This window comes from Streptomyces sp. MZ04 (assembly GCF_004684775.1).
Taxonomy (GTDB): domain Bacteria; phylum Actinomycetota; class Actinomycetes; order Streptomycetales; family Streptomycetaceae; genus Streptomyces.
Genome location: NZ_SRIC01000098.1, coordinates 1 through 26508, shown reverse-complemented (window position 1 = coordinate 26508; position 26508 = coordinate 1). Strand labels below are relative to the sequence as shown.

Annotated in this window: 21 protein-coding genes; 13 read left to right on the top strand and 8 right to left on the bottom strand. The window is 69.8% G+C overall.

What is annotated here, in order from left to right:
- Positions 1 to 13: 13 nt before the first annotated feature.
- Positions 14 to 694: a hypothetical protein gene (locus tag E2651_RS21085; RefSeq protein ID WP_135332740.1), complete on the bottom strand. Its 681-nt coding sequence runs from the start codon at positions 692 to 694 to the stop codon at positions 14 to 16.
- 128 nt (positions 695 to 822) lie between these two features.
- Between E2651_RS21085 and E2651_RS21080 the strand changes: the two genes are divergently transcribed.
- Together E2651_RS21080 and E2651_RS21075 are read left to right on the top strand one after the other, a co-directional pair.
- Positions 823 to 1704 carry a RecB family exonuclease gene (locus E2651_RS21080; RefSeq protein ID WP_135332739.1) on the top strand — a complete coding sequence of 294 codons (882 nt, stop codon included), beginning with the start codon at positions 823 to 825 and terminating at the stop codon, positions 1702 to 1704.
- A gap of 14 nt (positions 1705 to 1718) precedes the next feature.
- On the top strand, positions 1719 to 2390 hold the full coding sequence (locus E2651_RS21075; protein ID WP_135332738.1) for a response regulator transcription factor: 672 nt from the start codon (positions 1719 to 1721) through the stop codon (positions 2388 to 2390).
- A 75-nt stretch (positions 2391 to 2465) separates the two neighbouring features.
- Here E2651_RS21075 and E2651_RS21070 read toward each other — a convergent pair whose 3' ends face one another.
- From E2651_RS21070 to metH, 4 genes are all read right to left on the bottom strand, one after another.
- Positions 2466 to 4052, bottom strand: a complete 1587-nt coding sequence (locus E2651_RS21070) for an ABC transporter substrate-binding protein (RefSeq protein ID WP_209446204.1) — start codon at positions 4050 to 4052, stop codon at positions 2466 to 2468.
- 76 nt (positions 4053 to 4128) lie between these two features.
- Positions 4129 to 5739: an ABC transporter substrate-binding protein gene (locus E2651_RS21065; RefSeq protein WP_135332737.1), complete on the bottom strand. Its 1611-nt coding sequence runs from the start codon at positions 5737 to 5739 to the stop codon at positions 4129 to 4131.
- A 324-nt stretch (positions 5740 to 6063) separates the two neighbouring features.
- Positions 6064 to 6765 carry an HAD family phosphatase gene (locus E2651_RS21060; protein WP_135332736.1) on the bottom strand — a complete coding sequence of 234 codons (702 nt, stop codon included), beginning with the start codon at positions 6763 to 6765 and terminating at the stop codon, positions 6064 to 6066.
- 100 nt (positions 6766 to 6865) lie between these two features.
- A complete protein-coding gene (metH, locus tag E2651_RS21055) occupies positions 6866 to 10387 on the bottom strand; it encodes a methionine synthase (protein WP_135332735.1) in 3522 nt (1173 codons plus the stop codon).
- A 280-nt stretch (positions 10388 to 10667) separates the two neighbouring features.
- Between metH and E2651_RS21050 the strand changes: the two genes are divergently transcribed.
- From E2651_RS21050 to mtnB, 9 genes are all read left to right on the top strand, one after another.
- On the top strand, positions 10668 to 11432 hold the full coding sequence (locus tag E2651_RS21050; RefSeq protein ID WP_135332734.1) for an IclR family transcriptional regulator: 765 nt from the start codon (positions 10668 to 10670) through the stop codon (positions 11430 to 11432).
- Between the two features lie 384 nt (positions 11433 to 11816).
- Positions 11817 to 12608 carry an MIP/aquaporin family protein gene (locus tag E2651_RS21045; RefSeq protein ID WP_135332733.1) on the top strand — a complete coding sequence of 264 codons (792 nt, stop codon included), beginning with the start codon at positions 11817 to 11819 and terminating at the stop codon, positions 12606 to 12608.
- 50 nt (positions 12609 to 12658) lie between these two features.
- Positions 12659 to 14212 carry a glycerol kinase GlpK gene (gene glpK, locus E2651_RS21040; protein WP_135332743.1) on the top strand — a complete coding sequence of 518 codons (1554 nt, stop codon included), beginning with the start codon at positions 12659 to 12661 and terminating at the stop codon, positions 14210 to 14212.
- A gap of 13 nt (positions 14213 to 14225) precedes the next feature.
- A complete protein-coding gene (locus tag E2651_RS21035) occupies positions 14226 to 15833 on the top strand; it encodes a glycerol-3-phosphate dehydrogenase/oxidase (RefSeq protein WP_135332732.1) in 1608 nt (535 codons plus the stop codon).
- A gap of 140 nt (positions 15834 to 15973) precedes the next feature.
- Positions 15974 to 17128: an MsnO8 family LLM class oxidoreductase gene (locus E2651_RS21030; RefSeq protein WP_135332731.1), complete on the top strand. Its 1155-nt coding sequence runs from the start codon at positions 15974 to 15976 to the stop codon at positions 17126 to 17128.
- A 58-nt stretch (positions 17129 to 17186) separates the two neighbouring features.
- Entirely contained in the window at positions 17187 to 18251 is a 1065-nt protein-coding gene (locus E2651_RS21025; RefSeq protein WP_135332742.1) for an LLM class flavin-dependent oxidoreductase, read from the top strand.
- 68 nt (positions 18252 to 18319) lie between these two features.
- Positions 18320 to 18904 (top strand): cupin, encoded by a 585-nt coding sequence (locus E2651_RS21020; RefSeq protein WP_135332730.1) that lies wholly within the window; start codon positions 18320 to 18322, stop codon positions 18902 to 18904.
- Positions 18901 to 19635 carry an acireductone synthase gene (mtnC, locus tag E2651_RS21015; protein WP_135332729.1) on the top strand — a complete coding sequence of 245 codons (735 nt, stop codon included), beginning with the start codon at positions 18901 to 18903 and terminating at the stop codon, positions 19633 to 19635. Before E2651_RS21020 ends, mtnC begins: the two co-directional genes overlap by 4 nt.
- On the top strand, positions 19632 to 20237 hold the full coding sequence (mtnB, locus tag E2651_RS21010) for a methylthioribulose 1-phosphate dehydratase (protein ID WP_135332728.1): 606 nt from the start codon (positions 19632 to 19634) through the stop codon (positions 20235 to 20237). Before mtnC ends, mtnB begins: the two co-directional genes overlap by 4 nt.
- Positions 20238 to 20321: 84 nt before the next feature.
- On the opposite strand, the gene E2651_RS21005 is transcribed toward mtnB, so the two are convergent.
- From E2651_RS21005 to E2651_RS20995, 3 genes are read right to left on the bottom strand one after another with little or no spacing between them, the layout of a single operon-like run.
- Complete coding sequence (locus E2651_RS21005; protein WP_135332727.1) at positions 20322 to 21188, bottom strand: heme ABC transporter ATP-binding protein; 867 nt, start codon at positions 21186 to 21188, stop codon at positions 20322 to 20324.
- Positions 21185 to 22261: an iron ABC transporter permease gene (locus E2651_RS21000; RefSeq protein WP_135332741.1), complete on the bottom strand. Its 1077-nt coding sequence runs from the start codon at positions 22259 to 22261 to the stop codon at positions 21185 to 21187. Before E2651_RS21000 ends, E2651_RS21005 begins: the two co-directional genes overlap by 4 nt.
- 17 nt (positions 22262 to 22278) lie before the next feature.
- On the bottom strand, positions 22279 to 23292 hold the full coding sequence (locus E2651_RS20995) for an ABC transporter substrate-binding protein (RefSeq protein ID WP_135332726.1): 1014 nt from the start codon (positions 23290 to 23292) through the stop codon (positions 22279 to 22281).
- 136 nt (positions 23293 to 23428) lie between these two features.
- On the opposite strand from E2651_RS20995, the gene E2651_RS20990 reads away from it, so the two are divergent.
- Positions 23429 to 24886 (top strand): HtaA domain-containing protein, encoded by a 1458-nt coding sequence (locus tag E2651_RS20990; protein ID WP_135332725.1) that lies wholly within the window; start codon positions 23429 to 23431, stop codon positions 24884 to 24886.
- Positions 24887 to 24970: 84 nt separating this feature from the next.
- The coding region (locus E2651_RS20985; protein WP_135332724.1) for an HtaA domain-containing protein at positions 24971 to 26508 on the top strand (1538 nt) is incomplete at its 3' end.

Below are 26508 nucleotides of genomic sequence, written 5' to 3'. Positions count from 1 at the left end.
CGGCATACGAGATTCATGAGCGTCTCGTGGGCTCGGAGATGTGTATAAGAGCCAGGCCGGGCTCGGCGGGCCCGGCCGCGATCGGGTGGTCGCCGGGCCGCGCGGCGGGGCGCGTAGCGCCGGAGCCAGGCGTGGCGGAGCTGGGCTCGGTGTGGCCGGGCTCGGCGGGCCCGGCCGCGATCGGGTGGTCGCCGGGCTGCTCGGCGGGGCGCGTCGCGCCGGAGCCAGGCGTGGCGGAGCTGGGCTCGGTGTGGCCGGGCTCGGCGGGCCCGGCCGCGATCGGGTGGTCGCCGGGCCGCGCGGCGGGGCGCGAAGCGCCGGAGCCGGGCGCGGCGGGCCCAGGCGGGACGGGCTCGGACTCGACGGGGCCAGGTTCGACGGACCCCGGCTCGGTGGGCGCGGCAGGCCGGGGTGCGTCCCCAGACGTCGGCCGCGGTGTCTCCTCGGCGGGGTTCCGCCGCGGGGACTCCTCACGTGCCTCGGGGCGTGCGGTGTCGTCGGCGGACTGCAGCTCCGGCTTCGCGGCGGCCGGCGTGGTTTCGGGCCCCGGCCGTGCGGTGCCGGCCGTGGTGTCCGGTTCGCTCCGGGGCCCCGCCGCGTCCGCCGGACGCGGCGGCTTCGCGTGGTCGGCGTCCGGCCGTCGGCCGTCCGTGCCGTCGGACCGCGGCCTGCCGCTCCCGCCGCTTTCGTCCACGATGTCCCCTCGTTCGAAGCGTCCCTCGCCCCTGTCCGGCGCGGTACACGCACGATCATGCAGGGCGAGAGGGTCTGTCGTCGATGGTATGCGGCCGTTGTCAGTGGCGGGTCGTAGGGTCTGTCCTCATGGAAACCAGCACCGACGGTGCCGTGGCGGCCGTGCGCCCGGCGTCGCTGTCGCCCTCGCGCGCCAGCGACTTCATGCAGTGCCCGCTGCTCTACCGGTTCCGGGTGATCGACAAGCTGCCGGAGAAGCCCAGCGAGGCGGCGACACGCGGCACGCTGGTGCACGCCGTACTGGAGCGGCTTTTCGACGCCCCGGCCGGTGAGCGGACCGCGCCGCGCGCCAAGGCGCTGATCCCGGGGCAGTGGGACAAGCTGCGGGAGTCGAGACCTGAGCTGACGGAGCTGTTCGCGGACGACGAGGAAGGCCGGCGGCTCGCGCGCTGGCTCGCGGACGCGGAGAAGCTCGTCGAGCGGTGGTTCACCCTGGAGGACCCCACGCGCCTCGAGCCCGCGGAGCGCGAGCTGTTCGTGCAGGCCGAGCTGGAGTCGGGGCTGAAGCTGCGCGGCATCATCGACCGGGTCGACGTGGCGCCCACGGGTGAGGTGCGGATCGTCGATTACAAGACGGGCAAGGCACCCCGCCCCGAGTATTCGGAGGGCGCGCTCTTCCAGATGAAGTTCTACGCCCTGGTGGTGTGGCGCCTGAAGGGCGTGGTCCCGCGCCGCCTCCAGCTCGTCTATCTGGGCAGCGGCGACGTCATCACGTACGACCCGAGGACCGAAGACCTCGAGCAGGTCGAGCGGAAGCTGCACGCGCTGTGGGAGGCGATCACGCTCGCCACCGAGACGGGCGACTGGCGGCCGCGGCCGACCAAGCTCTGCGGCTGGTGCGACCACCAGGCCGTATGTCCGGAATTCGGCGGGACTCCCCCGCCGTACCCGCTTGCGGTGAGGGTGCCCGAGTCCGGCGAGGGCGCGCAGGGCAGAATGGGGCCGGGCTAGCGAAGGAGAGTTACGTGGCGATCCGTGTCCTACTGGTCGACGACCAGCCACTGCTGCGCACCGGCTTCCGGATGATTCTGGAGGCCGAGCAGGACGTCGCGGTCGTCGGCGAGGCCGGAGACGGCCTGCAGGCTCTCGACCAGGTGCGGGCGCTGCAGCCCGACGTGGTCCTGATGGACATCCGCATGCCGCGGATGGACGGTGTCGAGGCGACCCGGCAGATCACCGGGCCCGGCCGGGACGGCCCGGCGAAGGTCCTGGTCCTGACCACCTTCGACCTCGACGAGTACGTGGTGGAGGCGCTGCGCGCGGGCGCCAGCGGCTTCCTGCTCAAGGACGCCCCGGCGAACGAGCTGGTGCAGGCGATCCGGGTGGTCGCGTCCGGCGAGGCGATGCTCGCGCCGAGCATCACCCGCAGGCTCCTCGACAAGTACGCGGGGCATCTCCCGTCGGGCGACGAGCCCGTTCCGGACACCCTGCACACGCTCACGGAGCGCGAGGTCGAGGTCCTGAAGCTGGTGGCCCGCGGCCTGTCGAACGCGGAGATCGCGGCGGACCTGTTCGTCAGCGAGACGACGGTCAAGACGCATGTGGGCCATGTACTCACCAAGCTGGGCCTGCGCGACCGGGTGCAGGCGGCGGTGTACGCGTACGAGAGCGGTCTGGTGCGTCCCGGCGCACAGTAGCGGCGGCCGGAAGCGAACGACGAAGGTGGCCGTCCCCGGCAGGGGGCGGCCACCTTCGTCTCTGCACCGAAGGGATCAGCCCTTGCTGATCTCCCAGAAGCGGAACACCGTGGACGCGTCGAGGCAGGACTCCACGCCGTACACGTCGTCACGGATCACGGCGTACTGCTTGGCCTGCCAGACCGGCAGGATCGGCAGCTCGTTCGCGACCGTGTCCTGGAGCCTCGCGTAGTCCTTGTCGGTCTTGGTGCGGTCGCTCTGGGCCGCGGTGCCGGGGATGATCTTCCCGGTGATGTCGCTGTTCGTGTAGCCGTTGTCGAGGACGTTGCCCTTGCCGAAGAACGGCTGCGTGAAGTTGTCCGGGTCCGGGTAGTCCGGCACCCAGCCCTTGACGTACACGCCGTACTTGCCGGCCTTGATGTCCTTCTCGTACTGCTTGAACTCGATGGACTTCACGTCGGCGTCGAACAGGCCGCTCTTGTTGAGCTGCTTGGCGATCGCCTTCAGCTCCTGGTCCGTCGAGGGGCCGTAGCGCGAGGGCGTGGACCAGAGCGTGAGCTTGACCTTGCCGCTCAGACCCTCGGCGCGCAGCGCGGCCTCGGCCTTGGCGCGCTGCGGGCGGGCGCCGTACGTGTCGAAGAAGGCGGTGTTGTGACCGCCGATGCCGGCCGGGACGATCGAGTACAGCGGCGTGGCCGTGTCCTGGTAGACCTCCTTGACCAGGGCGTCCCGGTCCAGGAGATAGGCCATGGCCTTGCGGACGCCGAGCCGGCCGGCGACCGGGTCCTTCATGTTGAAGACCAGGTGCTGCACCTCGGCGCTCGTGCCCTCGACGACGTCGATGCTCTGGCTCTCGCTGGAGGTGTCCTGCTCGATGTCCGCGACGTCGGAGGCGGCGAGGCCTCGGTAGGCGATGTCGACCTTGTTGTCCAGGATCGCCTGCTTCAGGCTCTTCCGGTCGTTGTGGAAGAACTTGATGGTGACGCCCTGGTTCTTCACCTTGGCGGTGCCCTTGTACTCGGGGTTGACCGAGAACACCGCCTTCTCCTTGGTGAAGGAGTCGAGCTTGTACGGCCCCGAGCCGGTGGCCTGGGCGTCTCCGCGCAGCGCGTTCATGTCGTACGAGCGGTGGTCGACGATGGACCCGGCGCCGGACGCGATCTTGCTGGGGAAGGTCGCGTCGGGGTACTTGAGCTTGAAGACGACGGTCTTGGTGTCCGGCGTCTCGACGCGGTCGAGCATCGGGAACATGATCGCGGGACCGGCTTCGTCGTCGATCGTGCTCATGCGGTCGAAGGAGTATTTGACGTCCTTCGAGGTCAGCGACTTGCCGTTGCTGAACTTGAGGTCGTCACGGAGCGTGCACTTGAAGACCTTGGCCTCCGTGTCGGTGAAGCCGCACTCCTTGGCGGCCTCCGGCTCCGGCTCCGTGGCCCCGTTCGGGAAGCTCATCAGGGACTGGAAGACGTTGTTGAAGAGCAGCCACGACCCCGGGTCGTAGCCGGAGGCCGGGTCGGTGGCCAGGATGTCGTCCGACATCCCCACCACGACCCCGTCACCGGATTCCCCCGCATCGCCCGTCTCCGAACCGCAGCCGGTCAGCAGGGCGGCGGCCAGCCCTCCCGTAAGAGGAAGGGTCAGCCACTGGTTACGCAATTTCACGTACGTGCCTTGTCGTTGATGTCCATCGGTGGAGCGGAGCCCGGCGTTCGCTGTGCGCTGCCGGTGCGGGCGGAGGTCAGCCCCTCACACCGCGGCCGAGCTCCCACAGCTGCAGGTTCGACGAGGAGTTGAGGGCCCACTCGACACCGGTGATGTCGTCGCGGGCGGCGATGTACTGCTTGCCCTGCCACAGGGGAAGCACCGGCACGTCCTCGGCGACGATGTCCTGGATCTTCTTGATGCTCTTGGAGGCGGTGAGCCGGTCCGCCTCGCGGCGGGAGTGCGGGATCAGCTCTTCGTTGATGGTGCTGTTGACGTACGGCGAGCCGAGGAAGTTGTTCTTGTCGAGGAACGGCGCGAGGAAGTTGTCGGCGTCGGGGAAGTCGGGGAACCAGCCCATCCCGTAGACGTCGTACGCGCCCTTCTGCTCGGCCGGGCGGAAGGTGCTCCACGGCGCGCCCTTGATCGACACGTCGAACAGGCCGCTGTCGTTCAGCTGCTTTTGCAGCAGCTCGAACTCCTTCTTGGTGGCCGGGCCGTAGTGGTCGGTCGTGTAGTGCAGGGTGAGCTTCACCGGGGTGGTGATGTCGGCCCGCTGCAGCAGGGCGCGGGCCTTGGCCGGGTTGGGGTTGCCGTACTTGTTGAAGAACGAGTTGGTGTGCCCCGTGACGGTGGTCGGCACCAGCGAGAAGAGCGGCTCGGCGGCGGTTCCGTACACGCCGGACGCGAGGGCGCCGCGGTCGACGACCTGCGCCATGGCCTGACGGACGGCCTTGGACTTGACGGTGCTCGCGTCCGTGTTGAAGCCGAGGTAGCGGATCTCGAGGCCGGGCATCTCGACCAGCTCGATGTTCTTCGACGGGGCCTCGTCGAGCTTCTTGATCTGCTCGGGCGACATGGTGCGGGTCATCATGTGGATGTCGCCGCTCTCGAGCGCCTTGCCCATGGCCTCGGTGGAGGCGTAGCTGCGCAGCTCGATCGTGTCGCTCTTGGTCGTCAACGCGCCCTTGTAGTTGGGGTTCTTGGAGAACACCGTCTTGACGAGCTGGTCGTCCTTCACCTCTTGCTTGGCGGTGTAGGGGCCCGAACCGTCGACGTCGAAGCCGTCGCGCAGCTTGTTCTTGCTGTAGTGGTCCGAGCTGATGATGCCCGCCGTGGGCGTGGCCAGCTTGTACGGGAACGTCGCGTCGGGGCTCTTGAGGTGGAAGACGACGCCGCGGTCGCCCTGCGTCTCGATCGCGTCGACGTTGGCGACCAGACCGTCGGATCCGCTGGGGCTCTTGATCTTGATGTCGCGCACGCGCTCGATGGAGAACTTCACATCGGCGGACGTCAGCGGCGAGCCGTCGGCGAACTTCAGGCCCTTGCGCAGCGTGCACTCGTAGCGCTCGTTGCCGGTGTCGGTGAAGCCGCACCTCTCGGCGGCCTCCGGCTCCGGCTCGCCGTCGCCGCGCGGCATGATCATCAGCGTCTGGAGGGTCTGGCGCAGGACGCTCCAGGAGCCCGCGTCATACGCGTACGCCGGGTCGAAGGGCGCCGGAACCTCGGCTGAGGTGGCGAACCGGTCCGTGGTGCCGACGGCGATCGCGTCGCCGTCTCCCCCTCCACCGCCCGCTCCGCCGCACGCGGCGAGCGCGGGGGCGAGCAGACCTATGACGGCCGGCAGCACCAAAGTCTTACGGTTCATGCTCGACGTTCTCCAGAGCTGTTGAATCCCGCACGAACCGGCAACTAGGGGTGGGGTCAGCCGGTTCTTGGGGGGTGGGGCGATGTTCTCGCGACGACACTAGTCCGCACCACCACAAGCACCGGAAGGGGCCGGAGTTGACCCTCAATCACGCAGCGAAACCGGGCGCGGACACACCGATAACCCAACACCGGAAGGATTCGTGCAGGTTCCCCTGAATCAGGACACAACGACACGCCACAACCGGTGCATTTCGGCGCCCCCGCACAGCCCCGGCCGACTGTCGACCCCCCATCGAGTGGGAAAGGTCACATCTGCGGCGCTTCAGCGATTTTCAGCCATCAGGCCTTGCAGGAAAGGCAGGTTGACGTGTTCGAGCGAGGGGACGACGGTCCTGCCGGACGCCGGGACGATCGGCGCGACGGACGGTACGGCGACCACCCGGCAGCCCGCCGCCTCGGCTGCGGCGACACCCGTCGCGGTGTCCTCGATGACGGCGCATCTGGCCGGTTCCGCACCGATACCGGCCGCCGCGAGGAGATAGGGGTCCGGGTGCGGCTTGGTCCGCGTCACCTCGTCGCCCGCGATGGTCAGCACGAAGTGGTGGGATCCGATCGAGTCGAGTACGCGGTCGATGATGCGCCGGTGGGACGCGGACACCAGCGCCATCGGCACCTCGTGCGCGGCGAGTTCGGCGAGCAGCCTGGCGGCGCCCGGCATCAGCGGCAGGGCGCGGCTGATGCGGCCCTCGAAGCCGTCGTTGAGCAGCACGGTGAGCTCGGCGAGGGTGATGTCCGCGCCGGTGGACTCGATGAGGAAGCCCGCACTGCGCGTCATGGGGCCGCCGACGACCACATCGCGCCAGGCCTCGTCGAGTGTGTGTCCGAGTGCGGCGAAGACCTCGACCTCGGCGTCCCACCAGAAGCCCTCGGTGTCGACGAGGGTTCCGTCCATGTCGAGAAGAACGCCCTGCAGCGCGGAGCCTTCGGCCGTTCGGGTGCCGAGCGCGGGAACCGTACTGGTCATGCGACCACACCTTCCATAAGGGACGAGAAGGCCGGTTGCCCTCTTCTGACAGAAAGGCAACCGGCCTGCACTGGACCGACCAGTGTACGACTGTGGCGGATCAGCGCGCGTTGAAGTATTTGGCCTCGGGGTGGTGGATGACGATGGCGTCGGTGGACTGTTCGGGGTGCAGCTGGAACTCCTCGGAGAGCTGGACCCCGATCCGCTCCGGCTCCAGGAGCTCGGCGATCTTCGCGCGGTCCTCCAGGTCGGGGCAGGCGCCGTAGCCGAGCGAGAAGCGCGCGCCGCGGTACTTCAGGTCGAACATGTCCTCGACGTTCGCGGGGTCCTCGCCTCCGAAGCCGAGTTCGGCGCGTACGCGTGCGTGCCAGTACTCGGCGAGCGCCTCGGCCAACTGGACGGACAGGCCGTGCAGTTCGAGGTAGTCGCGGTACGAGTCGGCCGCGAACAGCTTGGCCGTGGCCTCACCGATCTTCGAGCCGACGGTGACGACCTGCAGGCCGACGACGTCGACCTCGCCGGACTCCTCCGGTCGGAAGAAGTCCGCCAGGCACAGGCGGCGGCCGCGGCGCTGACGCGGGAAGGAGAAGCGGGTGCGCTCCGAGCCGTCGTCGTTCAGGAGGATCAGGTCGTCGCCCTTGGAGACGCACGGGAAGTAGCCGTGCACGACGGCCGCTTCCAGCATGTTCTTGGTGTGCAGCTCGTCCAGCCAGCCGCGCAGGCGCGGGCGCCCCTCGGTCTCGACGAGCTCTTCGTACGTGGGTCCGTCGCCGGTGCGTGCCTGCTTCAGGCCCCACTGGCCCTTGAAGAGGGCACCTTCGTCGAGCCAGCTCGCGTACTCCTTGAGCTGGATGCCCTTGACGACGCGGGTGCCCCAGAACGGCGGCTCGGGAATGGGGTTGTCGACGGCGACGTCCGAGCGGGCGGGGCCCTCGTCCTCGTTGACCTCCAGGACGGCGGCGGATGCCTTGCTCTGGACACGGCGCTGTTTGAGTTCGGGGAGGGTCGCTCCGGGGACTCCGCGCTTGACCGCGATGAGGGCGTCCATCAGGCGCAGGCCCTCGAACGCGTCGCGGGCGTAGCGCACTTCGCCCTCGTAGATCTCGTGCAGATCCTGCTCGACGTACGCACGGGTGAGCGCGGCGCCGCCGAGGATCACCGGGAAGTCGGCCGCCATCTTGCGCTGGTTGAGCTCCTCCAGGTTCTCCTTCATGATCACCGTCGACTTCACCAGGAGACCGGACATGCCGATGACGTCGGCGCGGTGCTCCTCGGCGGCGTCCAGGATCGCGGCGACGGGCTGCTTGATGCCCAGGTTGACCACGTTGTAGCCGTTGTTGGACAAGATGATGTCGACCAGGTTCTTGCCGATGTCATGGACGTCGCCACGGACCGTGGCCAGCACGATCGTGCCCTTGCCCTCCGCGTCCGACTTCTCCATGTGCGGCTCGAGATGAGCCACCGCGGTCTTCATGACCTCGGCCGACTGCAGCACGAACGGCAGCTGCATCTGCCCGGAGCCGAAGAGCTCACCGACGACCTTCATGCCCTCAAGGAGGATGTTGTTGACGATGTCGAGAGCGGGGGTGTCCTGCAGGGCCTCGTCGAGGTCGGCCTCCAGGCCGTTCTTCTCACCGTCGATGATGCGCCGCTGCAGGCGCTCGTCCAGCGGCAGAGCGAGGAGTTCCTCGGCCTTGCCCGCCTTCATCGACTTGGTGGAGACGCCCTCGAACAGCTCCATGAGCTTTTGCAGCGGGTCGTAGCCCTCGGCGCGCCGGTCGTAGATCAGGTCATGCGCGACCTTCACCTGCTCGTCGTCGAAGCGCGCGATCGGCAGGATCTTGGACGCGTGCACGATCGCCGAGTCCAGGCCCGCCTTGACGCACTCGTCCAGGAACACCGAGTTCAGCAGCACGCGGGCGGCCGGATTGAGGCCGAAGGAGATGTTGGACAGGCCAAGGGTGGTCTGCACGTCCGGGCGGCGGCGCTTCAGCTCCCGGATCGCCTCGATCGTGTGGATACCGTCCTTGCGGGACTCTTCCTGACCGGTGCAGATGGTGAAGGTCAGGGTGTCGATGAGGATGTCCGACTCGTGGATGCCCCAGTTGCCGGTCAGGTCGGCGATCAGCCGCTCGGCGATGGCGACCTTGTGCTCGACGCTGCGGGCCTGGCCCTCCTCGTCGATGGTCAGCGCGATCAGCGCGGCGCCATGCTCCTTGGCCAGGGCGGTGACCTTCGTGAACCGCGACTCCGGGCCGTCCCCGTCCTCGTAGTTGACCGAGTTGATGACCGCACGGCCACCCAGCTTCTCCAACCCGGCCTGGATCACCGGGAGTTCGGTGGAGTCCAGAACGATCGGCAGGGTGGAGGCAGTCGCGAAACGGCCCGCGAGCTCCGCCATGTCGGCGACGCCGTCGCGGCCCACGTAGTCCACGCACAGGTCGAGCATGTGCGCGCCCTCGCGGATCTGGTCGCGCGCCATCTCCACACAGTCGTCCCAGCGGCCCTCGAGCATCGCCTCACGGAACTTCTTCGACCCGTTGGCGTTCGTACGCTCACCGATCGCCATGTACGCCGTGTCCTGGCGGAACGGCACCGTCTGGTAGAGCGACGCGGCGCCCGGCTCGGGATGCGGCTCGCGGGTGGCCGTCTGCACGCCGCGTACGCGCTCGACGACCTGGCGCAGGTGCTCGGGGGTGGTGCCGCAGCAGCCGCCGACCAGGGAGAGGCCGTATTCGCGTACGAAGGTCTCCTGGGCGTCGGCCAGCTCGGCCTCGGTCAGGGGGTAGTGGGCGCCGTCCTTGCCCAGGACCGGCAGGCCCGCGTTGGGCATGCAGGAGATCGGGACGCGCGAGTGGCGGGCCAGATAGCGCAGGTGCTCGCTCATCTCGGCCGGGCCTGTGGCGCAGTTCAGGCCGATCATGTCGATGCCGAGCGGCTCCAGGGCCGTCAGGGCGGCGCCGATCTCGGAGCCGAGGAGCATCGTGCCGGTGGTCTCGACGGTGACCGAGCAGATCAGCGGGAGGTTCGTGCCCGTGGCTTCCAGGGCGCGGCGGGCGCCGAGGATCGCGGACTTCGTCTGGAGGAGGTCCTGGGTGGTCTCCACCAGGAGCGCGTCGGCGCCGCCCGCGATCATGCCCTCGGCGTTGATCTGGTAGGCGTCGCGCAGCACCGTGTACGGGGCGTGGCCGAGCGTCGGGAGCTTGGTGCCTGGGCCCATCGAGCCGAGGACCCAGCGCTGCTGCCCGGTCTTCTCGGTGAACTCGTCGGCGACCTCGCGGGCGATGCGGGCGCCGGCCTCGGAGAGCTCGAAGTTCCGCTCGGGGATCTCGTACTCGTTCAGGGCGGCGTAGTTCGCACCGAACGTGTTCGTCTCGACACAGTCGACACCGACGGCGAAGTACTCCTCGTGGACCGAGCGGACGATGTCCGGGCGGGTCACGTTGAGGATCTCGTTACAGCCCTCGAGCTGCTGGAAGTCGTCGAGCGTGGGGTCCTGTGCCTGGAGCATCGTGCCCATCGCGCCGTCGGCCACCACCACACGGGTGGCGAGGGCTTCGCGGAGGGATTCGACTCGGGTCCCGTCGTGGAGACCGGACGAGGGGGTCGGCAACGAGGCCATGAAAGAGCTCCCTGAGGTGCGACGGCTGTCGGCTTTGCGCTTCGGTTGGAGGCGCACTCGGTCAGGGTAGCCGGACGAAGGTCCAAAGCGCTCAGGTGTTCACGTGCCGGACGCCGGGCCTCGACCACCCCCCGTCGGAGCTCAGGGGGCGATCGCGTAGAACGAGGGGGGAAACGGCGAGAAACACCGCTGCCGCTCATTAGCGGGAGGTCGACAACGACCGATAGTGTTCAGCATTGTCGAACGTTGGTATCTGAAGGGGACGGAGGAAGGGGCTGCGATGGCACGCAACATCCAGTCGCTCGAGCGGGCCGCCGCGATGCTGCGGCTGCTCGCGGGCGGAGAGCGACGGCTCGGCCTCTCGGAAATCGCTTCCGCCCTTGGCCTGGCCAAGGGCACGGCCCACGGCATTCTGCGCACCCTGCAGGCGGAGGGCTTCGTCGAGCAGGACTCCGCGTCGGGCCGCTATCAGCTCGGCGCCGAACTGCTGCGCCTGGGCAACAGCTATCTGGACGTGCACGAGCTGCGGGCCCGCGCCCTGGTGTGGACCGACGACCTGGCCCGCTCGAGCGGGGAGAGCGTCTACCTCGGCGTGCTGCACCAGCAGGGCGTCCTGATCGTGCACCACGTCTTCCGGCCCGACGACAGCCGCCAGGTCCTGGAGGTGGGCGCCATGCAGCCGCTGCACTCCACGGCGCTGGGCAAGGTGCTCGCCGCGTACGACCCGGTGGCGCACAGCGAGGCCGCCGAGGCCGACTGGCAGACCTTCACCTCGCGCACCGTCGTCGACCCCGACGACTTCGAGGGCGTACTCGATCTGACCCGCGCGCGCGGGTACGCGGCCGACGTCGAGGAGACCTGGGAGGGCATCGCCTCGGTGGCGGCCCCCATTCACGACCGGCGCCGCATGCCGGTCGGCGCGGTCGCCATCACGGGCGCGGTTGAGCGCGTCCAGAAGGACGGCGAACTCCGGCCTGACCTGATCGCCGCCGTACGGGATTGCGCCCGCGCCGTATCGCGCGACCTGGGCGCCGGGCGCTTTTAGCTCCGCCGGCAGGCCGGTCACCTGCGGGTCCGTCGTGGCTGGTCACGCAGTTCCCCGCGCCCCTTACGGGGCCCTCCACACCCCCCTGCTCAACATGCAAGGGGCACCCTTCTGCGCGACCATCGTTGGACCGCGTTTCGCCCCGTGGTGACCGATAACCCTGAACGATCAATAACGATCGTGTTTTCAATAACGGAACTCTTGACGAGCAAGTAACCCCGGGGTGAGACTCGCGTCCATCGGTCGGCATTGTCGAACACCTACCGGCATTACGCGCTAGAGTGTCGCAAGGCCAAGGGCCGGCAAGGACCTCACTTGAGGTCGCGGACCACCGGAGGGACCCGGGGTTCGCCTTCCCCTGGACGAAGGACAAAGGAGTCGCGGGTGTCCAGCTCCGACATCTTCATCGGCGAGACCATCGGTACCGCCCTACTCATCCTGCTCGGCGGCGGCGTCGTCGCCGGAGTCGTACTCAAGCGTTCGAAGGCCAAGGACGCCGGGTGGCTCGCCATCACCTTCGGTTGGGGCTTCGCCGTCCTGACCGGCGCCTACATGGCGGGGGGCGTCTCCGGCGCCCACCTCAACCCGGCCGTCACCATCGGCCTCGCGATCGAGGGCGGCACCAAGTGGAGCGATGTACCGCTCTACCTGGTCTCCGAACTGCTCGGCGCGATGATCGGCGCCTTCCTGGTGTGGGTCGCCTACATGGGTCAATTCCAGGCCCACCTGACCGACCCCGAGATCCTCGCGGCACAGCCGATGGAGGAAGGCATGGTCGATCAGAAGGCCGCGCCCAAGGCCGGCCCGGTGCTCGGCATCTTCTCGACCGGCCCCGAGATCCGGAACTACGCGCAGAACGTGCTCACCGAGATCATCGGCACGTTCGTCCTGGTCATCGCCATCCTCACGCAGGGTCTGAACGACAACGGCAACGGCCTCGGCGTCCTCGGCGCCCTGATCACCGCCCTCCTCGTGGTCGGCATCGGCCTCTCGCTCGGTGGCCCCACGGGCTACGCGATCAACCCGGCCCGCGACCTCGGTCCGCGCATCGTGCACGCCCTGCTCCCGCTGCCCAACAAGGGCAAGTCGGACTGGACGTACGCCTGGGTGCCGATCGTCGGCCCGCTGATCGGCGGCGCCCTCGCAGGCGGTCTCTACAACCTCGCGCTCAAGTAGGACCGAGACAGCGACCGATGACCGCCGGAGACAGACCGCCGAGCAAGAACATGGAGCACACCGTGACCACCGACGCACACACCGCAGGCCCCTTCATCGCGGCCATCGACCAGGGCACCACGTCCAGCCGCTGCATCGTCTTCGACAAGGACGGCCGGATCGTCTCGGTCGACCAGAAGGAGCACGAGCAGATCTTCCCGAAGCCGGGCTGGGTCGAGCACGACGCCGCCGAGATCTGGACCAACGTCCAGGAGGTCGTCGCGAGCGCCATCGCCAAGGCCGAGATCACCCACGAAGACATCAAGGCGATCGGCATCACCAACCAGCGTGAGACCACGCTGCTCTGGGACAAGAACACCGGCGAGCCGGTGCACAACGCCATCGTCTGGCAGGACACCCGCACCGACGCCCTCTGCAAGGAGCTCGGCCGCAACGTCGGCCAGGACCGCTTCCGCCGCGAGACCGGCCTTCCGCTCGCGTCGTACTTCGCGGGCCCCAAGGCCCGCTGGCTGCTCGACAACGTCGAGGGCCTGCGCGAGCGCGCCGAGGCGGGCGACATCCTCTTCGGCACCATGGACACCTGGGTCATCTGGAACCTGACGGGTGGTGTCAACGGCGGCCGGCACGTCACCGACGTCACCAACGCCTCGCGCACCATGCTGATGAACCTGCACACCATGCAGTGGGACGAGAAGATCGCCGAGTCCATCGGCGTGCCGCTCGCGATGCTCCCCGAGATCCGCTCCTCCGCCGAGGTCTACGGCGAGGTCACCGGCGGCAGCCTCGGCGACGTCCTCGGCGGCATCCCCGTCGCCTCCGCGCTCGGCGACCAGCAGGCGGCCCTCTTCGGCCAGACCTGTTTCGCCGAGGGCGAGGCCAAGTCCACGTACGGCACCGGCACCTTCATGCTGATGAACACCGGTGAGACGGCCATCAACTCCTACTCGGGCCTGCTGACCACGGTCGGCTACCAGATCGGCGAGCAGAAGCCGGTCTACGCGCTCGAGGGTTCCATCGCCGTCACCGGTTCGCTGGTGCAGTGGATGCGCGACCAGATGGGCCTGATCAACTCCGCCGCCGAGATCGAGACGCTCGCGTCGTCGGTCGAGGACAACGGCGGCGCCTACTTCGTACCGGCCTTCTCCGGCCTGTTCGCCCCGTACTGGCGCTCCGACGCCCGCGGTGTGATCGCCGGTCTGACCCGGTACGTGACCAAGGCGCACATCGCGCGCGCCGTCCTGGAGGCCACGGCCTGGCAGACCCGTGAGATCACCGACGCCATGACGAAGGACTCCGGCGTCGAGCTCACGGCCCTCAAGGTCGACGGCGGCATGACCTCCAACAACCTGCTGATGCAGACGCTCTCGGACTTCCTGGACGCCCCCGTGGTGCGCCCGATGGTCGCCGAGACCACCTGCCTCGGTGCCGCCTATGCCGCCGGTCTCGCCGTCGGCTTCTGGTCCTCGACCGACGAACTGCGCGCCAACTGGCGCCGGGCGGCGGAGTGGACCCCCCGCATGGACGCGGACACCCGCGACCGTGAGTACAAGAGCTGGCTCAAGGCCGTCGAGCGGACCATGGGCTGGCTCGAGGACGAAAGCTGACGAGGAGTAAGTCATGACCACCCTGCAGAGCGTCCCCGCCCTCGGGACGCATTCGGCCGCCGGTTCGCACCAGAGCCGCGCCGAGACCCGGGAGCAGCTTTCCAAGGCGACGTACGACCTCCTGGTGATCGGCGGCGGGATCCTGGGCATCTCCACCGCCTGGCATGCCGCGCAGTCCGGACTGCGGGTGGCTCTGGTGGACGCCGGCGACTTCGCCGGCGCCACCTCCTCCGCCTCCTCCAAGCTCCTCCACGGCGGTCTGCGCTACCTGCAGACCGGCGCGGTGAAGCTGGTCGCGGAGAACCACTTCGAGCGTCGCGCGGTGTCCCGCCAGGTGGCCCCCCACCTGGCGAACCCGCTCACCTTCTACCTGCCCGTCTACAAGGGCGGCCCGCACGGCGCGGCCAAGCTGGGCGCGGGCGTCTTCGCGTACAGCGCGCTGTCCGCGTTCGGTGACGGCGTCGGCCACCTGCTCAGCCCCTCCAAGGCCGCGCAGGACGTGCCGGAGCTGCGCACGGACAACCTGAAGGCCGTCGCCGTGTACGGCGACGACCAGATGAACGACTCCCGCATGGCCCTGATGACGGTCCGCGCGGCTGTCGAGGCCGGTGCATCCGTCCTCAACCACGCCGAGGTCACCGGACTGCGCTTCACCAAGGGCCGGGTCACGGGCGCGGAGCTCAAGGACCGCATGAGCGGCGACGAGTTCGGCGTCAACGCACGCCTTGTCCTGAACGCGACGGGACCGTGGGTCGACCACCTGCGCAAGATGGAGAACCCCGACGCGGCCCCCTCCATCCGCCTCTCCAAGGGCGCGCACCTGGTCCTCAAGCGCACCGCCCCCTGGAAGGCCGCGCTCGCGACCCCGATCGACAAGTACCGCATCACCTTCGCCCTCCCCTGGGAGGACATGCTCCTGCTCGGCACCACCGACGAGGAGTTCGAGGGCGACCCGGCGGACGTGCGCGTCACCGAGTCCGACACCGCGCAGATCCTGGACGAGGCCGCGTTCTCCATCCGCGACCAGCAGCTGTCCCGTGACCTGATCACGTACTCCTTCGCGGGTCTGCGGGTGCTGCCCGGCGGCCCCGGCGACACCTCGAAGGCCAAGCGCGAGACGGTCGTCACCGAGGGCGCGGGCGGCATGCTCTCCGTCGCGGGCGGCAAGTGGACGACCTTCCGCCACATCGGCCGTACGGTCATGAAGAAGCTGGAGGCGCTTCCGGGCCACCCGCTCGGCGACGGCTACGAGCCGATCTCGCAGCTGCAGAAGCGGCTTCCGCTGCCCGGCATCGCCAACCCGCGCGCGGTCGCACACCGCCTGCTGGTCGACGGCCCGGCGCCCGGCCCGCGGATGGCCGCCGACACCGCCAAGCACCTGGCGACGCACTACGGCTCGCTCTCCTTCGACATCGCACGCCTGGCGAACGAGAACCCGGCGCTCGCCGAGCGGATCTCGCCGGACGCGCCGGAGATCTGGGCGCAGGTCGTCTACGCCCGCGACCACGAGTGGGCCGAGACGGCGGACGACGTCCTTCGCCGCCGTACGACGCTGACGATCCGCGGTCTCGCCTCGGACGACGTCCGCGCCAAGGTGCAGGACGTGCTCGACAACAAGTAGGCACTGGTCGTCGAAAAACAAGTAGGCACTGGTCGTCGAAGGGGCGGCTCCCTCTTGGGGGGGCCGCCCCTTCGGCGTACCCGGCCGGGCTGCCATACCGCGTACATACGCGTGCAATACGCCGCGGGGAGAGTTGGAGGATGCCTCCGGTTCCTCTCTCAGTACTTGATCTGGTCCCCATCAGCTCCGGTTCCGACGCTTCGACGGCGTTGCGCAACACCGTCGAACTGGCCCGCGCCGCCGAGGAGTTCGGCTACCGCCGCTACTGGCTGGCGGAGCACCATCTCCATCCGGGTGTCGCGGGTTCCGCGCCCGCCCTGGTGATCCAGGCCGTCGCGCAGGCGACGCGGGAGATCCGGGTGGGGTCGGGCGCGGTGCTGCTCGGGCATCAGACGCCGCTGTCGGTCGTGGAGCAGTTCGGGATCCTGGACGCGCTGTATCCGGGGCGGATCGACCTCGGCATCGGGCGTTCGGGGCGGCCGCGCGGCACTCCCCCGACGGCACCGGCTCCCGAGCGGGGCGACGCCGAGCAGGACGGCTCCGGGCGAGCCGGCACCTTCACGGACGAGGGCCTCTATCTGCCGCCCCAGTTCACCGGCTTCGCGCGGCTGCTTCAATCGCCGCGCTTCCGCCTGCAGTTGAGCCTGCTCCAGCAGCCGGGCGCGCAGACTCCGGCGTACGACGAGCAGATCGACGACATCCTGGCCCTCTTCGCCGGTACGTACCGTGACGAGGACGGTGCCGAGGCGCGGGCGACACCCGGTGACGGCGCCGACGTCGACGTGTGGATCCTGGGCAGCAGCGCCGGCGAGAGCGCCGAGGTCGCGGGCGCGCGCGGCCTGCCCTTCGGGGCGAACTACCACGTCAGTCCGGGCACGGTGGTGGAGGCGGTGGAGGCGTACCGCGCGGCCTTCCGCCCCTCCGCCGTGCTGTCGGAGCCGTATGTGTCGGTCTCCGCCGATGTCGTGGTCGCGCCGGACGACGAGACGGCGCGGCGGCTCGCGGCCGGATACGCGCCGTGGGTGCGGTCCATCCGCAGCGCCGAGGGAGCGATCGAGTTCCCCACTCCCGAGGAAGCCGACCGCCATGAATGGACGGACGAGGACCGGGAGTTGGTGGCGGACCGCGTGGACACACAGTTCGTGGGCGCGCCCGAGACGGTGACCGAGCGGCTCACTGTGCTCCAGCAGGCCACCGGCGCCGACGAGCTCCTGATCACCACCATCACGCACGACCACGCGGACCGGCTGCGCTCGTACGAGCTGCTCGCCCAGGCCTGGTTCAAGCAGGCCTGAGACCAAGCAGGCCTGAGACCAGGACCCGAGCCAACCCACGAAGAAAGGTATGGACGTCATGAAGTTCCAGGTGCTGTCGATCATCGGCCATGCCCCGCACCCGCTGACCGGCCAACTGCCGCCATCAGCCGACCGGTTGGCCGATGTGATCGAGGTCGGCGTGGCCGCGGAGGAGCTCGGCTACGACGCGTACGCGGTGGGCGAGCGGCACGCGGGAGCCTTCCTGTCGTCGAGCCCGACGGTCGTGCTCGGTGCGCTCGCGGCGCGGACCGCGCGGATCAAGCTGCTCACCGGAGTCACCGTCGTCGCGATCCTCGACCCCGTGCGGGTCGCCGAGGATTACGCGACGCTCGATCAGATCTCGCGCGGGCGCGTCGAGTTGGTCATCGGCAAGGGCGCGGAGGCGGGGCACTTCGATCTGTTCGGGCTCGACGAGGAGCGGCAGTGGGATCTGCAGAAGGAGAAGTACGAGCTCCTTCGCCGCCTGTGGAGCGAGGAGAACGTCGACTGGGAGGGCGAGTTCAGGCCCGCCCTGAAGAACGTGACGACGGTGCCGCGCCCGTACGCGGGAGTGCCGCGGGTCTGGCACGGCTCGGCGACCTCCCTCAACTCCCCCGATCTGGCGGCCAAGCACGGAGATCCGCTCTTCACCGCCAACGCCGTCCAGCCGCGCGCGGCGTACGCGAAGCTGATCGCGCACTACCGCGAGCGGTTCGAGGCGTACGGGCATGATCCGGCGCGCGCCCATGTGGCGGCGGGCTCGGGCGGTCTCCTGATCGCGGACTCGGCGGAGCAGGCGGTCTCGCGCTACCGCGAGCTGTACGAGGCGAAGGTGCGCCAGTCCTTCAAGCCGCACCTGGAGGGCAAGGCGGGCTACAACACCCCCTTCCGCACCATCGAGGACGCGATCGCCGACGGGCCCCAGCTGATCGGCTCCCCGCAGCAGATCATCGACAAGATCCTCGGCTACCACGAGGTGTACGGCCACGATCTGCAGTCCATCACCGTGGACGGGTTCGGCCTGGAGCGCGGCGAGCAGATCGAGACACTGCAGCGGTTCGCGGAGGAGATAGCACCGGTGGTGCGCCGGGCGGCGCCGTCCACGCTGTGGGACGCCGTGTGACGTGTCGGCGCCTGGGGCTACGATCCGAAGACATCACTGACCTGACCTGACCTGCCCTGGAGTGATCAATGACTCTCCTGACGACCTGGGCCGAGTCCGGCCCCGAGACCGTCATACGCCGCACATCGGACCCGGCCGAGATCGCCGCCGCGCTCGCCCCCGTCGGCGTGCGCTACGAGCAGTGGCCGGTGCGCGAGGACGTGCCCGCGGACGCGGACAGCGACACGGTCTTCGCGGCGTACCGCACGGAGATCGACAAGCTCAACGCCGAAGAGGGCTTCCAGACGGTCGACGTGGTGGCGCTGCACCCCAGCGACGACCCCGAGTGGCCCGAGAAGGCGAAGGCGGCCCGGCAGAAGTTCCTCGCCGAGCACACGCACGACGACGATGACGAGGTGCGTTTCTTCGTCGCGGGCGCCGGGATCTTCTACCTCCACGTCGGCGGCGAAGTGCACGCGGTCTACTGCGAGAAGGGCGACCTGCTCGGGGTGCCGCGCGGCACGACGCACTGGTTCGACATGGGCACGTCCCCCGCGTTCACGGCGATCCGCTTCTTCCACGAGGAGGACGGCTGGATCGGCACGTTCACCGGCAGCCCGATCGCCGACCGCTTCCCGGACTTCGACACGATCCACGCGGGGTACGCCGCGTGAGTGTCTGTTTCGACGCGGGCTCCGTGGACGCCGTGGTGCTCGACATCGAGGGCACGACGAGCGCCACGGGGTTCGTGGTGGACGTCCTTTACCCGTACGCGCGCGAGCGGTTCGGGACGCTGCTCGGCTCGCGCGGCGACGAGCCGGAGGTCGCACGGGCGGTCACGCAGGTGCGGGAGCTGGCCGGTGAGCCGGACGCCGATGCGGGGCGGATCGAGAAGATCCTGCACGGCTGGGTGGACGAGGACCGCAAGGCGACGCCCCTGAAGACCCTTCAGGGGATCCTCTGGGCGGAGGGCTTCGCGCGCGGCGAGCTGGTCTCGCACTTCTACCCCGAGGTGATCGGGGTGCTGCGGGGCTGGGCGGCGGACGGGGTGCGTCTTTACGTGTACTCGTCCGGGTCGGTCTCCGCGCAGCGCGCGTGGTTCACGTACTCGCCCGAGGGGTCCCTGATGGACCTCGTCAGCGGCTTCTACGACACCGAGAACGCGGGGCCCAAGCAGGAGGCGGACTCCTACCGGGCCATTTCGGCGGCCGTGGGCGTGCCTTTTGATCGCACGCTCTTCCTGTCCGACCGGCCCGGTGAGCTGGACGCGGCGCGGGCGGCCGGGTGGCTGACGGTGGGCGTCCGGCGGGCCGGGGAGCCCTATTTCGCCGCCGGGGCCAGCGGGCATCCGGAGGCCTTCGCCTTCGACGAGATCACTGTTTCGGCTTCGAGGAGCACGGCATGAGCGAGACCACTGCGCTGGACCTGGAGGAGGCGGGCGCCGTCCTGGCCGCCGAGGCGGCCCGGTTCGCCTCGTTCGGATGGATGCGGGGTACGTCCGGGAACCTGTCCGTGGTGCTCTCGCGTACGCCGCTGCAGCTTGCCGTCACGGCGAGTGGGCGGGACAAGGGTGAACTCACGTCCGCGGACGTGGTGTTGACGGACGCGTCGGGCGCCGCGCTGGGGCCGGGGCGGCCGTCGGCGGAGGCCGCGCTGCATGCGCGGGTCGCGCGGCTCACCGGGGCGGGGGCGGTCGTCCATGTCCACACGGTGGCTTCGGTGGCCATGGGGCACCGGAAGCCGGAGGGTGTGGTGTTCCGTGACCTGGAGATGCTGAAGGGGCTCGGGCACGGGACGCACGAGGTCGAGGTGACGCTGCCGGTGATCGCCAACAGTCAGGACATGGCAGTGCTGGGCGATCGGCTGGAGGCGGCGCTTTCGCCGGGGATGCCGGCGGTGGTGGTGGCCGGTCACGGGATCTACGTCTGGGGCGCGGAACCTCGCGAGGCGCGGCATCGCACGGAGGTCGTGGAGTGGCTCCTGGAGCTGGAGCTGACGCGGGGGTGATTTTCCCCGACCCCGCCCCTTCCCGAATCTTTCCGGCTGCGCCGGCCGTGGCTCGGTAGATCACCGGCTCCGCCGAGTTCGTCCTCAAACGCCGGACGGGCTGGAAGGTCTGCGGACCGGCGTCACCAGCGGAGCCCCCGTACGCGGGTGCGGGAACACCTCCACCCGCTGGCGGTAGACCTCGCTCAGGAGGGGGCCCGTGAAGACCCCGCCCGGAGGGCCCTCCGCGGCGACGGCGCCGCCATGCAGCACCGCCGCCCGATCCGCGTACGCCGCCGCAAGCCCAAGGTCGTGCAGGACCACGACGACCGCGTCCCCCGCAGCGGCCCGCTCCCGGCAGATCCGCAGCACCAGCTCCTGGTGGCGAAGATCCAGCGCCGCCGTCGGCTCGTCGAGCAGAAGGAGTGGTGCCCGCTGGGCCAGGACCCGGGCCAGCGCGACCCGCGCCCGCTCGCCCCCGCTCAGCGCGGAGAAGGAACGGGCGGCGAACTCGCCGACCTCCGTCGCGGCCATCGCCTCGCGTACGACACGGTCGTCGTCGTCCTCCAGGGCCGTGCCCGCCCAGGGCGCACGCCCCATGCGGACGACGTCCTCCACCGCGAACGGAAAGGACAGCGCGGCCGCCTGAGGCAACACCGCCCGCCGCAGGGCCAGTTCACGGGCCGGCCACTGCGCGACCGGGCGCCCGCAGATGCGTACGACCCCCTCGCCCGCCGGGATGTCCGCCGCCAGGGCCGCCAACAGGGTCGACTTCCCCGCCCCGTTGGGCCCGACCAGGGCCAGCACCTCACCCGCCCGCGCGGTGAGGGACACCCCGGCGAGCACCTCGCGCCCCCCGAGCCGCACCCGCAGGTCTGAAACCTCCGCGAGCGCGTCACCAGGGGAGACCGGCCCCGGCAGAACGCGCCCGCCGCCGGAGGAGAACAGCCGGTGGGCGATCCGCCCGATCATGCCCAACCCCCTTGCCTGCGACGGGTCCTGCGCAACAGCCAGAAGAAGAACGGGCTCCCGAAGAGCGCCGTGAGCACCCCCAGCGGCAGCTCGGCAGGCGCCGCGACCGTACGCGCCGCCAGGTCCGCGCCGACAAGGACCACCGCCCCGCCCAGCGCACTCCCCGGCACCAGGAAGCGGTGTCCGGGGCCCGCCGCCATCCGAAGGAGGTGCGGGACCAGGAGGCCGACGAACGGGATGATCCCGGCGACGGCCACCGCGGCCGCGGTCAGCAGCGCCACCACGAGTACGAGGACGAGCCGCAGCCGTTCGACGTCGACCCCCAGATGCCGCGCGGGCCGCTCGCCGAGCGCCAGGAGGTCCAACTTCCGTGCGTACAGCGGCGCGACGGCCAGCCCGGCCACCGCGCACGGCAGTACCGCGAGTACCTTCGGCCACGTCGCACCGGCGAGCGAGCCGAGCTGCCAGAAGGTGATCTGGGTGATCTGCGCGTTGTCAGCGAAGAAGACGCAGAGCCCGATCAGCGCCCCCGCGAACGCGTTCACGGCGATCCCGGTGAGGATGAGCGTGACGACTTCCGTACGCCCGCCGTCGCGCGAGAGCACGTACACGAGAAGGACGGTCGCGAGCCCGGCGACGAACGCGCACACCGTCACCGTCCAGTTCCCGAAGAAGCCGAGACCGAGCGCGATCGACGCGACCGCGCCGACGGCCGCGCCCGCCGAGATCCCGATGACGCCGGGCTCGGCGAGCGGATTCCCGAACACGCCCTGCATCAGCGCCCCGGCGCACCCGAGCGACCCCCCGACCAGCAGGGCGAGCGTCACGCGCGGCAGCCGCACGTTCCACAGCACGCTCTCGCCGACCCGGTCGAGCGAGCTCCCGCCGAGCCCCATCCGATGCTGGACCGAGCTGAGTACGTCCCCGAGCGGGATGTCGTACGCGCCGATTCCGGCGGAGAGGAGGCAGAGGAGGACGAGGGCGAGGATGAGGCCGAGGGTGAGGGCGGCGGTCGCGCTACGGCGGCGGACGCCGGGCTCGCGCGGCTCCCGCGATGCGGCTCTGTCGTCCACCGGCTCGGTCAGGACGGTCACTTGTCGCCCCCGTACAACTGCTCCACCAGCGACTTCAGGACCTGGTCCGTCCGCGGCCCGTAGTTCAGCAGCACTCCGTCGTCTATCGAGACGATGCGGCGGTCGAGCCCTGCGGGGGTCTCGGCGACACCCGGGATCTTGAGCAGCCCGTCCACGCCGTCCACGGATTCGAGCCCCTTGGACATCACGAGAATCGCGTCCGGTGCCGCCTCGGCCAACGCCTCGCTGGTGATCGCCGTGAAGTCCTTCTTCAGGCCCGACGCCTTGCCCGCGTCGACCGCGCCCGCCGCCTCCAGGAGCGAACCCGCCCCCGACTCGCGCCCGCCGAGCAGATAGACCGAGGCGGACCCGCGCAGATAGAGGAAGGCCACGCGCGGCTGCTCGGTGCGGGCGGACGCCGGGATGGATTCCCGCACCGCCGAAATCCGCTGCTCCGTACGGGACTTCAGATCGTCGCCCGCCTTCTCGACCCCCAGCGCACGCGCCACCGCGTCGATCCGCGGGCCCACGTCGTCGAGGCTCTTCGCCGGGTCGAGGACGACCAGCGGGATGCCCGCGTCACGGATCTGGTCGATCGCCTCGGCGGGACCCGTGGACGTGTCCGCGAGGACGACCGTCGGCTTCAGGGACAGCACGCTCTCCGCCGAGACGTCGTGCGCACGTGTCACCACCGGCAGCTTCTTCGCCTGCTCGAAGGTCGCCGTGATGTCGCGGGCCACCACGTCCTTGCCGAGGCCGAGCGTGAACACGATCTCGCTGAGGCCGCCGGTCAGCGGCACGATGCGGCTCGTGTCCTTGACGGTGACCTTCTTGCCGTCGGCCGACGTGACGGTGGCGGGGAGCACCGGGTCGGGGCGGGACTTCAGCGGCTCGACCCGGTCGGGTGCGGACGCCGCCGTCCTCGCCCTCGGGGACGTCCCGCCACCGTCGTCCGAGGATGAACCGCAGCCCGTGAGGGCCAGGGCGAGGGTGGCGGTCCACGCGCCGGCGATACGGAGTGAGCGCGGCATGCGAAGCACCGAATTCCACCGTCCTGTCGTGTTGTTGGGCCTGGCCGAGATCCGGGTGGCCGGGGTTGGGGGTTCCAGCCGGAGTGATCGTAGTTTAGGTTAGCCTTACCTCATTAGCCACACTCGGAGGGGTCCCATGTCGTCGTCAAGACAGGCGCGAGCCATCGCCCGCGCCGGAGCCGTGGCGGTGCTCACCACACTCGTCGGAGCGCTGCTGCCCGCCTCCACCGCGCACGCGGAGAGCCGCACGGTCCAGGGCGGACGGCTCGACTGGGGCATCAAATCCTCCTTCCAGAGTTACGTGACCGGGCCCATCGCCCAAGGGAGTTCGACCCTGCGGGGCGGCGCCGCCACGGTCGGCGGCAGCCAGTTCCGCTTCCATTCGGCGAAGGGGTCGTACGACCCGGACAGCGGGGCCTTCACCGCTGGGTTCTCGGGCGGGGTGCGCTTCACCGGCCACAAGAAGGGCGGCTCGTACGAGCTGGACCTCACCATCAGCAACCCCACCGTCAAGATCTCCGGCGGCTCCGGCACGCTCCACGCCGACATGGTCAGCAAGGAGAAGGGCACGGGCAAGGTCACGTCCAGCTCCCAGGTGCCGCTCGCGACCCTCGGCATGTCCGGCATCGACATGAAGGGCGGCTCGGGCCCGATCGCCCTCAACAACCTTCCCGCGACGCTCACTTCACAGGGGGCGAAGGCCTTCGCCGGGTACTACACGGCGGGGACCGAGCTCGACCGGGTGAGCCTGTCGACGGACCTCGCGGCGAAGTCCGGCTCCGCCGGGAAGTCGAAGGAGCCGTCGAAGGAGCCGTCGAAGTCTGGTGGTAGGGCGAAGGCGGGCAGGATCGAGGACGCCGCCGTCGACTGGGGCGTGCGCCGCACCTTCCGTGAGTACGTCACCGGCTCCATCGCCAAGGGCGAGTGGAAACTGTCCGCCGGGGCGAAGGACGGCGGCGCGTTCTTCCGCTTCCCCGAGGGCGAGGGAACGTACGACAAGAAGAAGCAGACCCTCGACGCGGACTTCGCGGGGGCGGTGCGCTTCACCGGTGCGCACGGCCTGGACCTCGCACTGAGCAAGGTCGCCGTCGAGGTGAAGGGCGGCGAGGGAACGCTCTTCGCGGACGTCGACAGCAAGGGATCGGGCGGCAAGGGCTCGGGCGGCAAGGGGGTCGCGCTGCGGAAGGCCCCGCTGATCACCTTCGCCGCAAAGGAGTTGAAGCCGAAGGACGGCCTGGTGGCCCTCACCGAGGTGCCGTCGAAGCTCACCGCCGACGGGGCCAAGGCGTTCGGCGGGATGTACAAGGCGGGCGCCGCCATGGACCCGCTCTCGCTCGCCGTCGCCCTCGACGCCGACGCGCGACTGCCCGCGCTGCCCGACCTCGGCTCGTCCGCGAGCCCGACGCCGCAGCAGAAGAAGACCGGGCCGAAGACGGAGAACGCGGCGGACTCCTCCGACTCCTCATCGCCCGCCGTGCCGATCGGCGTGGGCGCGGGCGTGGCGGTGCTGCTCGCAGCGGCCGTCGCGTTCGGCGTCGTACGCAAGAAGCGGGGGACGACGGACGCCACGGACACCACGGGCTCCGACGCCTGACCCGCACGGTCACCCGCTCCTTGTCTCCCCCCCGCTCACTTCCTCACCGTCACCGTCACCGTCTCTCAAAGGAGAAGACCGACCATGGCCGCCATTCGTCGCCCCATAACCCTCGCCGCAGCCGTCGCGACCGCCGTCGCGCTCGGCGCGACCGCCCTCACCCTTCCCGCGCTCGCCGCCGACGGCGGCAGTGCCGCGGCGCCGCAGGTCGAGCTGAAGGACGGCACGCTGGACTGGGGCTTCAAGGAGTCCTTCCGCAAGTACGTCACGGGCATGGCCATGGGCGAGATCGAGGCCACCGACGGCGCCAAGCAGGCGGCGGACAACGGGGTGTTCACCTTCACCGACGGCACGGGGACGTACGACACCGGGACGCACGCCACGGACACCGCCTTCAAGGGCGCCGTCCGCTTCTCCTCCACGGTCCACGGCTTTGACATCAACGTCGCCGACGTGAAGGTCCGTACCGAGGGCACGGGCGGCGCCATCCAGGCCGACGTCACCCTCAACGGCACCGCCCAGAACGACATCGACCTCGCCAAGCTCGATCTGACCGGGGTCAAGCCCGGCCAGGGCGAGGGCGGCGCGATGACCTTCAAGGACATCCCGGCGACGCTGACGGCGGACGGCGCCAAGGCGTTCAACGGCATGTACAAGGAAGGCGACAGGCTCGACCCGGCCACGCTGACGGTGAAGGCGGCAGGCGCCCCGACCGAGAAGCCGACCGAGAAGCCGACCGAGACGCCGAAGCCGACCGAGACGCCCAAGCCGACGGAGAATCCCACGGAGTCCCCGAAGCCGACGGAGAAGCCCACCGCGACCCCGAAGCCGACCACCACGTCTGGCGCCGAGGCGCCCGCGGGCAAGGTCTACGACGGCTCGCTCGCCTGGGGCGTGAAGGAGTCCTTCCGCCGCTACATCGAGTCCGGCGGCGGCGCCACGCTGTCCGGCGGCGCCGAGAAGAACGACAACGGCTACGACTTCCCTTACGCCAGGGCCGACTTGGACACCGACGCCAAGAAGCTGACCGCGTCCTTCGGCGGCGCCGTCCGCTTCGCGTACAAGGCGCACGGCATCGACATGAAGTTCAGCGACATCAAGGTCGCGGCGAACGGCGCCAAGGGCACGCTGACCGTGGACGTCACCACGCCCAAGGGCACCAATGACGACGTGAAGTTCGCGACGCTCGACCTCTCCAAGGCGTCGTACGAGGCGAAGAACGACGTCGTCGTCCTCGACAAGGTGCCGGCGGCGTTCACCGCGGCGGGCGCGAAGCAGTTCGCCAACGAGACGACCGGCTCCATGTACAAGGAGGGCGACGCGATCGACCCGGTGACGGTGGCGCTCTCGGTCGCCGACGGGGCGGAGCTGCCGGGCGGCAGTGGCGGCAGTGGCGGCAGCGGTGGCTCCACCGGTGGCGGGGGTTCGGCGGACTCCGGTTCCATCGGCGGGGGTTCGGCTTCGCTGGGCGGCGGCGGTTCGGTCGGCGGGGGCACCGGTGGCAGCGGAGGCTCGCTGGCGTCCACGGGTTCGTCGGCGCCGACCGGTGCGCTGATGGGGGTCTGGCTCTTATACACATCTCCGAGCCCACGAGACGCTCATGAAACTCGTATGCCGTCTTC

Excerpts from the sequence above, each read along its gene's own strand:
- E2651_RS21020 (WP_135332730.1), top strand. The coding sequence starts at position 18,320 with ATGACTCTCCTGACGACCTGGGCCGAGTCCGGCCCCGAGACCGTCATA.
- E2651_RS21060 (WP_135332736.1), bottom strand. The coding sequence starts at position 6,765 with ATGACCAGTACGGTTCCCGCGCTCGGCACCCGAACGGCCGAAGGCTCC.
- E2651_RS21065 (WP_135332737.1), bottom strand. The coding sequence starts at position 5,739 with ATGAACCGTAAGACTTTGGTGCTGCCGGCCGTCATAGGTCTGCTCGCC.
- E2651_RS21005 (WP_135332727.1), bottom strand. The coding sequence starts at position 21,188 with ATGATCGGGCGGATCGCCCACCGGCTGTTCTCCTCCGGCGGCGGGCGC.
- mtnB (WP_135332728.1), top strand. The coding sequence starts at position 19,632 with ATGAGCGAGACCACTGCGCTGGACCTGGAGGAGGCGGGCGCCGTCCTG.
- glpK (WP_135332743.1), top strand. The coding sequence starts at position 12,659 with ATGGAGCACACCGTGACCACCGACGCACACACCGCAGGCCCCTTCATC.
- E2651_RS21025 (WP_135332742.1), top strand. The coding sequence starts at position 17,187 with ATGAAGTTCCAGGTGCTGTCGATCATCGGCCATGCCCCGCACCCGCTG.
- E2651_RS21035 (WP_135332732.1), top strand. The coding sequence starts at position 14,226 with ATGACCACCCTGCAGAGCGTCCCCGCCCTCGGGACGCATTCGGCCGCC.
- E2651_RS21030 (WP_135332731.1), top strand. The coding sequence starts at position 15,974 with ATGCCTCCGGTTCCTCTCTCAGTACTTGATCTGGTCCCCATCAGCTCC.
- E2651_RS21050 (WP_135332734.1), top strand. The coding sequence starts at position 10,668 with ATGGCACGCAACATCCAGTCGCTCGAGCGGGCCGCCGCGATGCTGCGG.
- E2651_RS20995 (WP_135332726.1), bottom strand. The coding sequence starts at position 23,292 with ATGCCGCGCTCACTCCGTATCGCCGGCGCGTGGACCGCCACCCTCGCC.
- E2651_RS21080 (WP_135332739.1), top strand. The coding sequence starts at position 823 with ATGGAAACCAGCACCGACGGTGCCGTGGCGGCCGTGCGCCCGGCGTCG.
- E2651_RS20990 (WP_135332725.1), top strand. The coding sequence starts at position 23,429 with ATGTCGTCGTCAAGACAGGCGCGAGCCATCGCCCGCGCCGGAGCCGTG.
- metH (WP_135332735.1), bottom strand. The coding sequence starts at position 10,387 with ATGGCCTCGTTGCCGACCCCCTCGTCCGGTCTCCACGACGGGACCCGA.